Below are 13,919 nucleotides of genomic sequence, written 5' to 3'. Positions count from 1 at the left end.
CCGGACGACCGGGGCACCGGCACGCCGGGGGGCGAACGGACCGAGCGGACACGGAAGCTGCGGCTCGGCCGGGGCGGCCGGGAAGGGGCCGGGGAGGCGTCCGGCGGCGCGGGGCGGGTCGTGCGCTGGCCCGAGGCCGCGGGGCAGGGGACGGTGGGGGAGTGGACCGCGGGGGCGGCTGACAGCTCCGCCTCCCCCTTCGCCCCCTCCGCGAGCCCGTCCGGCACTCCCGTAGCCCCCTCGGGGGACCCGGTGTCGTACGCAGGTATGTCATACCCGGGACGTACGGAGCCCTCCGCGGCCGAACCCCTGGGCGCCCCCGTCACCGCCCTCGCCGACCCCCCTGCCCCTCACCCCGAGGACCCCGTCACGGACCTCGCCGACCTCCCGCCCGCGCGCCCCTGGTACCACTCGGCGCTGTGGCCCGCGGCGGGGCTGGCCGGGGCCATGGGACTGTGGGCGTACGCCGTGCGGCACACGGACGTCGGGGAGCTGGACGACTTCGGGCTGGTCACGGCCCTGCACCCGGCGTTCTGGGCCGGCCTCGCGCTGCTGACGGCCGGGTTCTGGTCCACACTCCTCGACCCGCGCCGCAGGCACCCCGCGTGGGCGCCGGCGTACGTCGTCGCCCTGCTGGTGATGGAGCGCGCCACCCAGGCGGTCGTGTACCCCACCCCGCTGTACGCGTGGGCGTGGAAGCACGACGCGGTGATCGACCACCTGCTCACCTCGGGGCGCCTCCAGGGCTCCGACACCCTCGGCGACATGGCCGTCTACGACCAGTGGCCCGGCTTCTTCGCGGCACAGGCGGCCCTCGTACGCCTCCTGGGTGTCGACTCGGCCGCCGCGTTCATGGCGTGGTGGCCCCTCGTCTCCAGCCTGGTCCTGCTCCTCCCGCTGATCCTGATCTTCCGCACGTTCACCGAGGACAGGCGCCTGATCTGGACGGCGGTATGGCTCTTCTGCACAGCCAACTGGGTGGGGCAGGACTACTTCTCCCCCCAGTCCGTCGCCTTCGTCCTGCACCTCGGCGTACTCGCCGTGGTCCTCAGGAGGTACGCCACCCCCCGTACCCCCGACACCCGCCCGCGCGCCGCCGTATGGACCGTCGTCCTCACCCTGTTCGTCGTCGGGATCGTCATCTCCCACCAGCTCACCCCGGGCATGCTGGTGATCTCCCTCGCGGCGCTCCTCGTCGCCCGCCGCTACCGCGACAAGGTCCCCCTCGTCACCACGGTCGTCATCTTCCTCGCCTGGTGCCTCACCGCCGCGCTGCCGTTCCTCTCCGCGACGATGCCCGACATGCTCCGCTCGGTCGGCGACATCGGCGGCAACGTCGAGACGGGCTACGGCGCCACCCCCACCGGCACGGGCGCGATCGCGACCTCCTGGGCGGCCCGCCTGCTGTCCGCGTCGGTGCTGCTGCTCGCGGCGCTCGGCGCCTGGCGCCAACCGGTGCTGCGCCACCGGGCGTTGCCGCTGCTGCTGCTCGCGGTGGCCCCGCTGCCGATGTTCGCGGCGAGCAGCTACGGCAGCGAGATGATCTTCCGCGTCCTGATGTTCATGCTCCCCGGCGCCGCGTTCTTCGCGGCGGCGGCGCTCCTGCCGCAGGTCCGGACCCTCACGGCGACCGAACTCAACCCCCGTGCGGACAGGCGCCGTTACACCTGGCTGCCGCTCGCCGCGCTGCTCGCCGGCACCTTCGCGTTCGTCCCGAGCTACTCCGGCAAGGACCGCATCAGCTACTTCCCGCCCGCCGAGGTCCAGCTCGTCCAGGACGTCTTCGACCGCGCCCCGGACGGCTCGCTGGTCGTCGCGGCCGACCGCAACTACCCGCTGGCGTACGCGGATTACTGGCGCGTCGACCACTACTGGTTCCTCGACGACGCCCGCGCGCACGTCGAGAAGATCCTCAGGGCCCCGGCGGCGACGCTCGCCGCCGACATGTCGGCCGTCGGCTCCCCGGCCCGCGCCTATCTGGTCCTGACCCAGGGCCAGTACGCCGACTCGGAGATGAACGGCCTGCTCACACAAGCCCAGTTGGACCACATCCGCGCCTCCGTCGCCGCGTCGCCCCTGTTCGAACGGGTCGCGGTCAACGACGCGGGGGTGGCGTACGCGCTGAAGGAGACGGCCCGATGACCCCGCAGGAACTCGTCGTCCGGATGGCGGCCCCGTTCGCCGGCTGGCTCGCCGTCAGCTCCCTCGCTCTGCCCGGCGGATCGCCGCTCAGAGGCGCCGCCGTCGTGCTGTTCCTGGCGGCGGGACCGGGCGGGGCCCTGGTCAGAATCTGCGGGCCCGTGCTCATGGCGCGGCCCGCCGAGGGCCCCGTCGAAGGCCGCGACCCGGCCTTCGCCCGCCACTCCGACCTCCTGGAGCGGCTGATGCTGACCGTCCTCGTGAGCGTGTCCGCCGCCCTGATCGTCGGGACGGTGTTCATCGCCACGCACGCCTTCAGCGCGCAGCGCGTCCTGCTCACGCTCACGCTGCTGACCACCGTCGCGGCGTTCTGCCCGCGCCTGCGCGCCTCCCCGCGGACTGCGAAAGGTACTGCCCTGTGAGGTGGCTCCACCGTTTACGAAACGCCCGCCCACGACCCGTCTACCGCTCAGGTATCACCGGCCAGCGCCCCCCGGGGGTACCCCGTACCCCTCCCTCCCACGGACGACACCGGGGACGGCCCCGTCGGCCCCGCCCCCGCCCCCGACGCCTCGCGCTCACCGCGCTCCTCACCGCAGGCGTCACCCTCACCGCCGTCCTGGTCCTGCGGGACGACTCCTCCGGCGACCGGGACCTGGGCGGCTCCCGCCCCTCCGCGCAGGGCGGCCGGTGCGCGCCGACGGCCCTGCTGGAGCCGCCCTGCGGGGCCTGGTTCGGCGCGTTCGTGCCGCACACCAAGGACGACCTGCCGCAGAAGGTGCGGGCCTACGAGAAGCAGATCGGCCGCCCCCTCGACATCGTCTACACCTACCACGACATGTCCCAGGTCCAAGGGGCGCGCAAGGAAGGCCAGTTGCTCACCGACGAGGAACGCGAGGTCGGCCGGGACCGGCTTCTCCTGCTCTCCTGGGAGAGCAAGGTGTGGGGCGGTACGGCGGCGCAGCAGCCCACGTGGAAGCAGATCGCGGCCGGTGACCTCGACGCGTCCGTGATCGACGTCCAGGCCAGGCGCGTCAAGGAGTACGGGAAGAAGGTCTTCCTCTCCTTCGACCTGGAGATGGACACCCGTACCCCGGCCAGCGGAACTCCCGAGGACTACGTCCGGGCCTACCGGCACATCCACGACCGGTTCCGTGCCCTCGGCGTCACCAACGTCGTGTGGACCTGGATCACCACCGGCTACCTGGCCCATGCCGACCTCATCAAGCGGATGTACCCGGGGGACGACTACGTCGACTGGGTCGCCTACAACCAGTACAACTACTACCGGTGCCACAAAGCCGGCTGGCTCTCCTTCGCCCAGACCCAGCGGGCCACCCACGACTGGGTGCGCGAGAACATCTCCGACGACAAACCGCTGATGCTCTCCGAGTTCGGCACCGCGAACGACCCGGACCGCCCCGGCCGCCAGGCCGACTGGTACGCCGAGGTCCCCTCGGTCCTCAAGCAACTGACCGGCGTCAAGGCGGCCCTCCAGTGGAACTACCGCGACCCCGGCCCGCACTGCGACCTGGCCGTGGCGGACTCCGGGGCCTGGTCGAGCCTGCGCAAGGCGGTCTCCGACCCGTACCTGAACCAGCCCCTGAAGTAGTGGCGGGGGACTACCGGGGCGGGGTGTTCTCCCCGCCCCTTCAGCACGGTCAGGCTTTGCGCCAGGGCGGCGGCTGCGCCCACCTCTTCGTACCTGAGATGTACGCGGGTAGTACCTCAGCGCCACACACCCGCCCCGTCACCCCGCGAACACCGGCCCCTTCACCGCCGCCCGCCCCTTCCGGTACCACCGCCACGCCACCGTCCGGGGCGCGTCCCGGTACGGCGCGATACGCGCCCCCCTGCCCGAGAGCCAGTCGGTGACGTCCCCGACGGTATGACCGCGCCGCACGATCAGCCGCGCGATCCGGTGCGCCTCGTCCCGCTCCGAACTGAGCGCGTGCCGCACCGCGGTCGCCGTCTCGTACCCCGCCGCGGCGGCCATCCGGCGCACCCGGCGGTCGTTGTAGCCGTGCGGGTAGGCGAGATGCCGGACCCGATGGCCGAGCGTGTCCTCCAACACCGCCCGGGAATGGCGCAGTTCGTGCGCGAGGTCCCGGGGCGCGAGCGTGTCGAGCTGCGCGTGGGTGACGGTATGGCTGCCGATCTCCATCCCGGCCCCCTCCAACTCCCGTACGCCGCCCAGCGACATCATCGGCGCGGGCGGCAACAGGCTGCGCTCGCCCGGGGTGATGGCGCCGGTCGTGAGGTACGCGGTCGCGGTGAGCCCCCGCGCGAACACCGCCTCGGCGGTCGGCCCCGGCAGGTCCGCGAACCCGTCGTCGAACGTCAGCAGCACCGGCCTCGGCGGCAGCGCCGCCCGCCCGGCGAGGAAGTCCGCGAGCACACTGATCGTGACCGGCGTACGGCCGCTGTCGACGACCGCGTCCAGGTGAGCGGCGAACACCTGCGGCGTCACCGTGAACTCTGCGATCCAGTCCGGGGGTTCCTCCATCACGGCGTGGTAGAGGAACACGGGTATGACACCGTCGTCCCCCGCCGGTACGACGCCCTCACCCCCCGTGGGTCTGACGCCCTCGCCCCCGCTCACCGGGCCGCTCCCCGCACCCGGGCCGCCCGCAGCGCCCACCGCGCCCGCAGGTACCCGACCGGGCCGTACAGCATCCCGCGCCGCTGGAGCCTGGACAGCCGCCGGGGCCACGGATGATCCCGCTCGCCGTGGGCGCCGGGCCCGGCGGGGGCCGGACGCGCCTCGTCCGCCTCCCGGCTGGCCGTCAACGTCCGCGCGTACAGCACCCCCTTGGGCAGCCGCGCGAGGAACCCCGGTATCAGCCCGGGGCTGTTGACCAGCACCGCCGTCAAGTACGCGCCCAGCCCCGCCCCGTACCCGTACGCCTGCGTCTCCAGGTCCCGCCACGTCTCCCGGTGGTGGTGCCAGACCAGCGCGTACGGCGTGTAGTGCAGCCGGTACCCGTGCGCCAGTACCCGGACGAACCCGTACAGGTCGTCACCCCCGCGCGCCGGGGTCCCGGCCCCGGTCGCCGGGTCGAACCCCCGTACCTCCCGTAGGACCCGGGTACGGAACGCCATGCCGGCCCCCGACCCGAACCGCCCGGCGGTGAAGGGGAACAGGGGCTCGTCGGCGGGCGGTTCGGCGGGGTCGTACGTCCTCGGCACGAACCCCTTCGAGAAGCCGCCGTGGCTCTCCAGGAGGACCTGGGCCGGGGTGCTCAGCCGGGCCGGCAGGATCAGCCCCGTCGTGCAGCCGAGGCCGGGGTCGGCGGTGAACGGCGAGGTCAGCTCGGTGAGCCAGCGCGGGTCGGCGACGACGTCGTCGTCCGTGAACGCCACGACCTCCCCGCGCGCGGCGGCCACCCCCCGGTTGTGCGCGATCGCGAGCCCCGGCACCGGCTCGCACACGTACCTCACCCGCTCGGCGTACTTCTCCCGTACGAGATCCCGGGTAGCCCCCGTGACGGGCGCGTTGTCCACCACCACGATCTCGAACCGCGGATGGTCCTGCGCGAGCATCGAGTCGAGCGCGTGCACGAGCTTCCCGGTCCGCTCGCGGGTGGCGATGACGACCGTCGTGTACGGGGGCGGCTGGGCCGTTGTCCGGTCGCTGCTCCCCAACGGGCCGTCCTTGCCCATCTGTTCGGCCAGTTCCCGCAGCGTCGCCTTCGGGTCCGTCCCCTCCGGGACCTCCCCGAGCAACGTGCCGACCGGGCGGCCCTCCCGGCGGACCAGCACGAACACCGGCCCCGAGGTCACGGGCGGGCCGCCCGGGCCGGGTCTCAGGGCCGCGCCCTCGCCGGTCAGGTCCAACTCGCCGATCTGGACGGGCCGTACGGCGAGGAAGCGCCGTATCTCGGCTCGTACCTGGGATGTACGGGTCGTACGGGACATGAACCCCCCTGATGTCATGAACCCCTCGGCTGGAACCCCTCGGTACTGCTCACCCGGCGCCCCGCAGCCGCCCGGCGCTCTTCAGCGCCCGTGCGGCGGCGCTCGCGAGCCGTGGGCGCCCGCGCACGAAGTGGTGCGCCCGGCGCGAGGGTTCACGGCTCAGCCAGTAGAGCGCCGCCCCCGCACCCGGACGCGTCCACGCGCCCTCGTGCACCGGGATCTCCCCGGTCTTCAGCGCCTCCTTGTACTCGGCGGCCCCCCGCCCGAGGTCCAGCGTCGTGATGCCCTCGGCCGCCGCCGCCTCGGCCATCCGCAGATGCAGCACGAGCCCCGGCGAGAACTTCGCGAACTCCGTGTCGTACGAAGGGAACCAGCAGGCCAGGACGGTCGACGAGCGCAGCCCGAAGTGCGCGGCGACGGGCCGCTCCCCGGCGTACAGGACGGAGAGCGTGCCGGCGCACTCCGGCGTGCGCGTGTCGGCGAGGAGTGCGACCAGGCGCGTGATCCACTCCTGCGCGAACCGGTCGCGCCGGCCGGTACGGCGGTACTGCGCGGACTTCCACGCCATGAGGGCGCGCAGCGCGGCCGGGTCGCGTTCGTCGAACACGAACCTCAGCTCGCCGGCCTGGCGCCCGAGTCTGCGCTCCTTGGCGAGCGTCGTCCGCAGGAACTTCGGCGACTGGCCGCGCAGCACGGACTCGTAGGTGTCGTAGCCCTTCTCGACGTCGATGACGTAGGCCGCGTACTCGGCGGCGGCGTGCGGGACGAACAGGCCCTGGCCCGCCTCCAGGTTGTCGAACGCGAAGCTCGACAGTGCGCAGGCGCGCATCAACTCGCCTGTCTCCAGGCCGAGTCCGGGCGCCAGGACCGCCCCCTGGGCGTCCGACACGCCGTGCGCGAGGGCCTGGCCCATGCCGAGCGGGCCGCGCTCGTGGGGGAGGAACCCGACGGGTTCGCGCCCCTCGTACACCACCGCGACCCGCGTACGCGCCCGTACGCGCCCCACGGCCTCGACGAACTCCGGTTCCATGAACGGATTGCGCAAGGCTGGCGAGGCGGCCCGCAGGGCCCGCCACCGCTCACGCTCCCCCTCGCCCAACTCCTGCGCGCGCAGCACACGAATGCGCCCACTGTTCAACCTGACCCCCCGATCAAGTCCCCCCTGGACACATGGACCGTACCCCTCCAGACGGCACCGCGGTAGATAGCGGCCCATGCTGTTGCCAACCGGTGCAGTCTTCGCAGAAGCGTTGGCATCTCGATGGGGATTCGATGACGAAGGGGACCTTTTCGTCACCCCGCGCGGGTGCTCGTCGCGAAACCGGCCCTCCCGCGCGCGGGTGTGGCGAGAGAGGTCATCGGGCCTCCCGCGCGCGGTGCGGTCCGTATTCTCTGATCATGGCCGCACCCACCACCCCCGCTTCCGGCACGCGCGCGTACGCCCTCGTCGCCACCGACCTGGACGGCACGCTCCTGCGCGCCGACGACACCTTCTCCGACCGCTCGCTGAACGCCCTCCAGCGGGTCGTGGAGGCCGGCGCGCGGCACCTGGTGGTGACCGGCCGCCCGGCCCCCCGGGTGCGCCCCCTGCTGGAGATCCTGCGCGGCAGAGGGCTCGCCGTGTGCGGCCAGGGAGCGCAGGTGTACGACGCCAGCGAGGACCGCCTCCTGTGGTCGGTCACGCTGGACCGGGAACTCGCGGAGACCGCCCTCGGCAAGATCGAGGCGGAGGTCGGCCAGGTGTACGCCGCCGTCGACCAGGACGGTGTGGACGGGCTGACGCTGATCGAGCCGGGCTACCTGATGCCGCACCCGACGCTCCCCGCGCTGCGCGTGGGACGCCGCGAGGACCTGTGGTGCGAGCCGATCAGCAAGGTGCTGCTGCGTCACCCCGCGCTGACGGACGACGAGTTGGCGGCCACCGCGCGCGCGGCGGTCGGTTCGCTCGCCACGGTCACCATGTCGGGGCCCGGCACGGTCGAACTCCAGCCGAGCGGCGTCACCAAGGCCACGGGGCTCGCCCTGGCCGCCGAACGCCTCGGGATCGCCCCCGAGGACACGGTCGCCTTCGGGGACATGCCGAACGACATCCCGATGTTCGAGTGGTCCGCCTACGGGGTCGCGATGGCCAACGCGCACCCCGAACTCAAGGCGGTGGCCGACGAGGTGACGTCCTCGAACGAGGAGGACGGAGTGGCGACCGTTCTTGAACGGATGTTTCCGTAACGCGCTCCCTGTAGGAGCCCCGGTCCGAAACCGGGGCTCCTACAGGGGTGTTCGCTCAGTACGCGCCGAAGACGTTGTCGATCGACCCGTACACCGCCGCCGCGTAGTTGCACGCGGCGGTGATGTTCGCGACCGGGTCGTACGGGTCGTACGCCGTCCCGGCGACGTGGTACGCCTGGAAGGTCGGGTCGATGACCTGGAGCAGGCCCTTGGAGGGCGTGCCGGCGGCGGCGTTGGAGTCCCAGTCGTTGATGGCCCAGGGGTTGCCGGAGGACTCGCGGATGATGTTGCGGTAGATGCCGTCGTAGCTGCCCGGGATGCCCTTCTGGGCCATGATCGCGAGGGATTCGCGGATCCAGCCGTCCAGGGTGTTCGGGTAGCCGGCGACCGTGGACGACGAGGTGCCGGTGGCCGCGGAGGCACTGGTGGCGCCGACGATCGGGAGGGCGAGCAGGGCCGTGCCGGTGGCGGCGACGGCGAGGGCCCGGGCGAGACGCTTCTTGCGGACTGCAGGCATGGCGGTTTTCCTCTCCGGCGCCTGCGAGGTGAGCTGTCGGGTTCGGGCGGGGAGGTGCCCGGCCGGGCCACCGGGGACGGTGACACGGCTTCACCCCGAGCCGCGGCGGACGTGTCCGGCGCGGCGTACTACCTGGGTCCCCCGCTCCTGCCGTACGCGAGTGGTTCGTCGATGAGGTGGTGAAGGGCGGCGGCAGGATTAGGCGTCCGCCCGACCCGGCGGAACGTATGCGAGAGCACATGTCCGGAACAAGTGCCTGATTCACATCTCGCCCCTATTGACCTCCGGGTGAGGTGTATGGGGCGCTTGATCCTTTGCGACCGCCAAGGGTCAACTCGCCAACAGGGGCAAGGGGGAAGAGTGGTGGGGGAGGGGCGGGCGGAGGAAGTGCCCGTGACTCAACTCACGAAATAGCAATAACGGCAAAATGTGCACAAGGTATGAATGTCCGGAGATGATGTGCCTTATCGATCCATCGTCTGCATAACGGGCGTGATCCGATAGCGCCCGTGCTGTAACCGTGGGGGCTATCGGTGATCGAAACGTGACCGGATACGCTGACTTGAGTGATGGCAGCGACCTATCGACAAACCGTGTAATCGCCAACAGTCGCCCGTGGGCAACAGCAGACAGGAGATCCCTCGTGACCGTCGTCGGGCCGTTCGGGCTGAGCGTGCGGGACCAGGCGCTGGAAGCCGATGTCCAGGCAGGATTGGCGGCTGTCGAGGAAGGACTGCTCGAAGCCACCAAGAGCGAGGTCCCCTTCATCACGGAGGCGGCGCAGCACCTCGTGCGCGCGGGAGGCAAACGTTTCCGGCCACTCCTGGTGATGCTCGCCGCGCAGTTCGGCGACCCGTACGCGCCCGGTGTCGTGCCGTCCGCCGTGGGCGTCGAACTCACCCACCTCGCCACCCTCTACCACGACGACGTCATGGACGAGGCCGAGGTCCGGCGCGGGGTGGCCAGCGCCAACACCCGCTGGGGCAACTCCGTCGCCGTCCTCACGGGCGACTTCCTCTTCGCGCGCGCGTCCCAGATCCTCGCCGACCTCGGCCCCGAGGTCGTCCGCATCCAGGCCGAGGCGTTCGAACGGCTCGTCACCGGCCAGATCCTGGAGACCGCCGGGCCCACCGACGGCCGCGACCCCGTCGACCACTACCTCGACGTCCTCGCGGGCAAGACCGGCTCCCTCGTCGCCGTCTCCTGCCGCTTCGGAGCGATGACCTCCGGCGCCGACGAGACGGTCGTGGACGTCCTCACGCAGTACGGCGAACGCCTCGGCGTCGCCTTCCAGCTCGCCGACGACGTCCTCGACATCGCCTCCGACTCCCACGAGTCCGGCAAGACCCCCGGCACGGACCTGCGCGAGGGCATCCCCACGCTCCCCGTCCTGCGCCTGCGCGAGCGCGCCGCCCGCCTCGGTCTGGCCGAGGACGTCGCCCTGTGCGAACTCCTCGACTCCGACCTCACGGACGACGCCCGCCACACCGAGGCCCTCACCGCGCTGCGCGCCCACCCGGCCCTCGAACAGGCCCGCCGCGACACGGTCCGCTACGCGGAGGAGGCCCGCGCGGCGCTGTCCCCGCTCCCCGAGTGCGACGCGAAGCTGGCGCTGGTGGAGATGTGCGACGCGGTGGTGCACCGGGCGGGGTGAGCGGCGGCTCCCGACCCTCAGGTATGAGCTTCGGGACCCCTAGGGGAGTACGGGGTGCCGGTGTGGCGTGTCATACCCCAGGAGTACGTGGAGTTGGCTCTGCGGGGTGACGTCGCAGGCGGGTCCGGTTTGGTGTCATGGATGGCAGACGCAGGACCACGACTCACCGATTCGGGTGAGAATGGCGGTCAGGAGTGGGTTGCCCGGAGATGCCCACCGGCCGCCGCCGACGACGGAGGTAAGGCAGACATGGCACCGAACGCATCCGACGACCACGGAACCCCGACCGCCGAGGCCGACGCCGACGAGGCGAGGTCCCGTCGCCGCAGGGCGGCCGCGCGGTACGTCGTTCCGGCCACGGTCGTGGGCGTGGCCGCCGCCACCATCGGCCTCGGCCCGGCCCTCGCCGACTCCGGTGACCCCGACCTCCCCCAGATCACCGCCCAGCAGCTCCTGGACAAGGTCGCCGCGTCGGACGTCCAGCAGCTCTCCGGCACGGTGAAGATCACGACCGACCTGGGCCTCCCCGACCTCGGCGGCCTGGAGAGCAGCTTCCTCTCCGGCGCGACCCAGTCCTCCGACACCTCCTCGGCCGACCCCTCCACCAAGCTGATGGAGCTGGCCGCGGGCACGCACACGCTGCGCGTCGCGGCCGACGGCCCCGAGAAGCAGAAACTCTCCCTGCTGGAGAACGCGGCGGAGTACAGCCTGATCCACAACGGCAAGGACGTCTGGGGCTACGACAGCAAGTCGAACGAGGTCCACCACTCGACGCTCTCCGAGGCGGCCCGCAAGGACTCCCCGGCCCCGGCGACCCCGAAGGACCTCACGGAAGAGACCCTGAAGGCGATAGACCCGACGACGTCCGTGAAGGTCGACGGCACGGTCCACGTCGCGGGCCGCGACGCCTACAAGCTCCTCGTCACCCCCAAGCAGTCCGGTTCGACGGTCGGCGCGATCAGCATCGCCGTGGACGCGAAGACCGGCCTCCCCCTCAAGTTCACGCTCACCCCCAGGAGCGGCGGCGCGGCCGTGATCGACGCCGGCTTCACCCAGGTCAGCTTCGCCAAGCCGGCCGCCTCGACCTTCGACTTCACCGCCCCCAAAGGCGCGAAGGTCACCGAGGGCGACACGATCCACGGCGACGAGGACAAGGCCGCGCCCGACGTCCTAGGCGAGGACCTCACGGGCCTGAACGTCCTGGGCAAGGGCTGGACGTCCATCGCCACGTACGACACGGGCACGGGGACGGGCGCCCCCTCCTCCGAGGACCTCCCCGACGCCGGCGCCCTCGGCGGCTTCCTCGACTCCTTCGGCGACAAGGTCTCCGGCGACTTCGGCAAGGGCACGGTCTTCTCCACCCGCCTGGTCAACGCCCTGGTCACCGACAACGGCAAGGTCTACGTCGGCGCGGTCACCAAGGACGCCCTGGTGAAGGCGGCCGAGGGCAACTAAGTACGGTTACAGGGACACGACCACAGGGTCGTCACGGGATCGGGGGAACCATGCCACAGCCGCCCACACCGGAGCCGGACCCGAAGCCCGGCCCGGCTCCGGAGCGGGCGGCGACCGCGGGGCCGGAACCGGAGACGGGGGAGAGGCCGGCCACGAACCCGCGCCCCACACCCCCGGCCCACCCCGCCCCCGCCCCCGACGACGCGGTCATCCACACTCACGCCCTCACCAAGCGCTTCCGCGGCGGCCAGCTCGCCGTCGACTCCCTCGACCTGACCGTCCCCCGGGGCAGCGTCTTCGGGTTCCTCGGTCCGAACGGCTCCGGGAAGACGACGACGATCAGGATGCTGATGGGCCTGATCGAACCGACGTCGGGCACCGCGAAGGTTCTGGGCAGGCCGATGCCGGGGGCGGGCCGCAGGGTCCTCCCGGAGGTGGGCGCGCTGATCGAGGGCCCCGCGCTGTACGGCTTCCTGTCGGGCCGGGACAACCTCGTCCGGTACGACGCGGCGGACCCGACGGCCGACCCGCGCACCCGGGCCCACCGCGTCGCGTCGGCGCTGGAGCGGGTCGGCCTGACCGCGGCGGCCGGCAAGAAGGCGCGGGCGTACTCGCTGGGCATGAAGCAGCGCCTGGGCCTCGCGGCGGCGCTCCTGCAGCCCAGGCGCCTGCTGGTCCTCGACGAGCCGACGAACGGCCTGGACCCCCAGGGCATGCGGGAGATCCGCGCGCTGATCAGGGAACTCGCGGCGGACGGCACGACGGTCTTCCTCTCCTCCCACCTCCTGGACGAGATCGAGCAGGTCTGTACGCACGCGGCGGTGATGGCGCGCGGCAGGCTGATCGCGCAGGGCGAGGTGGGCGAGCTGGCGGCGCGCACCCGGGGCCGGCTCGTGGTGACGACGCCGGACCCGGCGGACGCGGCGCGAGTCCTGAAGGAACAGGGCTTCGCGGACGTGACGACGGAGGGCGAGCGGGTCACCGCGGAACCCCCGGAGCGCGACCTCGCGGAGGTGAACGCGGCCCTGGTGACCGCGGGCGTCCGCGTGCGGGGCTTCGCCCTGCGGCGGGCCTCGCTGGAGGACGCGTTCGTGGAGCTGACCGGAGAGGGATTCGATGTCGCGGGTTGAGACGGCACCGGCGGTGCGGGCGCCGAGCCCGCTGTGGACGCTGGGCCTGCTGCGCAGCGAGCTGGTGATCACACTGCGCCGCTGGCGCACGCTGGCCCTGCTCGGCGTACTCGCGGCGGTCCCGGTGCTGGTCGGCATCGCGGTGCGGATCGAGACCGGCGACGGCTCCTCGGCGGGCGGCCCCGGTCCCGGCGGCGGGGAGGGCGGTCCGGCGTTCATCTCGCAGGTCACCAACAACGGCCTGTTCCTGGTGTTCACGGCCCTGGCGGCGACCCTGCCGTTCTTCCTGCCGATGGCGGTGGGCGTGATCGCCGGGGACGCGATCGCGGGCGAGGCGAACGCGGGCACGCTGCGCTACCTCCTGGTCGCCCCGGCGGGCCGTACGAGGCTGCTGCTCACCAAGTACGTGACGACGATGGCGTTCTGCCTGATCGCGACCCTGGTGGTGGCGCTCTCGGCGCTCGCGGTCGGGGCGCTGCTCTTCCCGCTCGGCGACCTGACGACGATCTCCGGCACGCGCATCACGTTCGCCGAGGGCCTGTGGCGGGCCCTGCTGATCGCCCTGGTGGTGGCCGCGTCCCTGATGGGCGTCGCCGCGCTGGGCCTGTTCGTGTCAACGCTGACCAACAGCGGCATCGCCGCGATGGCGACGACGGTCGGCCTGCTGATCACCGTCCAGATCGTCGACCAGATCCCCCAGCTGCACGCCGTACACCCCTACCTGTTCTCCCACTACTGGCTCTCCTTCGCCGACCTGATGCGCGAGCCGGTCTACTGGCCGGACCTGCAGAAGAACCTCGGCCTGCAGGCCCTGTACGCGGCGGTCTTCGGCTCGGCGGCCTGGGCGCGCTTCACGGCGAAGGACATCACGGCCTGAGCC

General features: G+C 72.2%; 12 protein-coding genes and 1 riboswitch. Of the genes, 8 read left to right on the top strand and 4 right to left on the bottom strand.

The window, feature by feature from the left end; genetic code table 11:
• Positions 1–267 precede the first annotated feature (267 nt).
• Genes ACLZOT_RS36380 through ACLZOT_RS36370 form a run of 3 tightly spaced genes read left to right on the top strand, consistent with a single transcriptional unit; the run spans position 268 to position 3,751 of the window.
• Positions 268–2,142, top strand: a complete 1,875-nt coding sequence (locus ACLZOT_RS36380) for a glycosyltransferase (protein WP_416973543.1) — start codon at positions 268–270, stop codon at positions 2,140–2,142.
• Positions 2,139–2,561, top strand: coding sequence for a hypothetical protein (locus ACLZOT_RS36375; protein WP_416973428.1), 423 nt, complete (start codon positions 2,139–2,141; stop codon positions 2,559–2,561). Before ACLZOT_RS36380 ends, ACLZOT_RS36375 begins: the two co-directional genes overlap by 4 nt.
• On the top strand, positions 2,558–3,751 hold the full coding sequence (locus tag ACLZOT_RS36370; RefSeq protein WP_416973427.1) for a glycoside hydrolase family 26 protein: 1,194 nt from the start codon (positions 2,558–2,560) through the stop codon (positions 3,749–3,751). The genes ACLZOT_RS36375 and ACLZOT_RS36370 overlap by 4 nt, the downstream gene beginning before the upstream one ends.
• 138 nt (positions 3,752–3,889) lie before the next feature.
• Here ACLZOT_RS36370 and ACLZOT_RS36365 read toward each other — a convergent pair whose 3' ends face one another.
• From ACLZOT_RS36365 to ACLZOT_RS36355, 3 genes are all read right to left on the bottom strand, one after another.
• Positions 3,890–4,645, bottom strand: a complete 756-nt coding sequence (locus ACLZOT_RS36365) for a polysaccharide deacetylase family protein (protein WP_416973542.1) — start codon at positions 4,643–4,645, stop codon at positions 3,890–3,892.
• 92 nt (positions 4,646–4,737) lie between these two features.
• The gene (locus tag ACLZOT_RS36360; RefSeq protein ID WP_416973426.1) at positions 4,738–6,057 is read right to left on the bottom strand and encodes a glycosyltransferase; all 1,320 of its coding nucleotides are present in this window, start codon (positions 6,055–6,057) and stop codon (positions 4,738–4,740) included.
• Between the two features lie 49 nt (positions 6,058–6,106).
• Positions 6,107–7,195, bottom strand: a complete 1,089-nt coding sequence (locus ACLZOT_RS36355; RefSeq protein WP_416973425.1) for a GNAT family N-acetyltransferase — start codon at positions 7,193–7,195, stop codon at positions 6,107–6,109.
• Between the two features lie 260 nt (positions 7,196–7,455).
• Here ACLZOT_RS36355 and ACLZOT_RS36350 point away from each other — a divergent pair, with 260 nt between their 5' ends.
• Entirely contained in the window at positions 7,456–8,283 is an 828-nt protein-coding gene (locus ACLZOT_RS36350) for an HAD family hydrolase (protein WP_416973424.1), read from the top strand.
• Positions 8,284–8,338: 55 nt separating this feature from the next.
• Here the strand turns inward: ACLZOT_RS36350 and ACLZOT_RS36345 are convergent, their stop codons facing one another.
• Positions 8,339–8,800, bottom strand: coding sequence for a transglycosylase SLT domain-containing protein (locus ACLZOT_RS36345; protein ID WP_416973423.1), 462 nt, complete (start codon positions 8,798–8,800; stop codon positions 8,339–8,341).
• A 5-nt stretch (positions 8,801–8,805) separates the two neighbouring features.
• A riboswitch (cyclic di-AMP (ydaO/yuaA leader) is annotated at positions 8,806–8,981 on the bottom strand.
• Positions 8,982–9,443: 462 nt separating this feature from the next.
• Between ACLZOT_RS36345 and ACLZOT_RS36340 the strand changes: the two genes are divergently transcribed.
• The 4 genes from ACLZOT_RS36340 to ACLZOT_RS36325 all read left to right on the top strand — a co-directional run bounded on the left by ACLZOT_RS36340 (position 9,444) and on the right by ACLZOT_RS36325 (position 13,916).
• The gene (locus tag ACLZOT_RS36340) at positions 9,444–10,454 is read left to right on the top strand and encodes a polyprenyl synthetase family protein (protein ID WP_416973422.1); all 1,011 of its coding nucleotides are present in this window, start codon (positions 9,444–9,446) and stop codon (positions 10,452–10,454) included.
• 249 nt (positions 10,455–10,703) lie between these two features.
• Positions 10,704–11,909 (top strand): LolA family protein, encoded by a 1,206-nt coding sequence (locus tag ACLZOT_RS36335; RefSeq protein ID WP_416973421.1) that lies wholly within the window; start codon positions 10,704–10,706, stop codon positions 11,907–11,909.
• A 50-nt stretch (positions 11,910–11,959) separates the two neighbouring features.
• Complete coding sequence (locus ACLZOT_RS36330) at positions 11,960–13,039, top strand: ATP-binding cassette domain-containing protein (RefSeq protein ID WP_416973420.1); 1,080 nt, start codon at positions 11,960–11,962, stop codon at positions 13,037–13,039.
• Entirely contained in the window at positions 13,026–13,916 is an 891-nt protein-coding gene (locus ACLZOT_RS36325; protein WP_416973419.1) for an ABC transporter permease, read from the top strand. Before ACLZOT_RS36330 ends, ACLZOT_RS36325 begins: the two co-directional genes overlap by 14 nt.
• Positions 13,917–13,919 lie beyond the last annotated feature (3 nt).

The organism is Streptomyces sp. 4F14 (assembly GCF_048159485.1).
In the GTDB taxonomy this organism is placed as follows: Bacteria; Actinomycetota; Actinomycetes; order Streptomycetales; family Streptomycetaceae; genus Streptomyces.
This window is presented reverse-complemented; position numbering and strand designations above follow the sequence as displayed.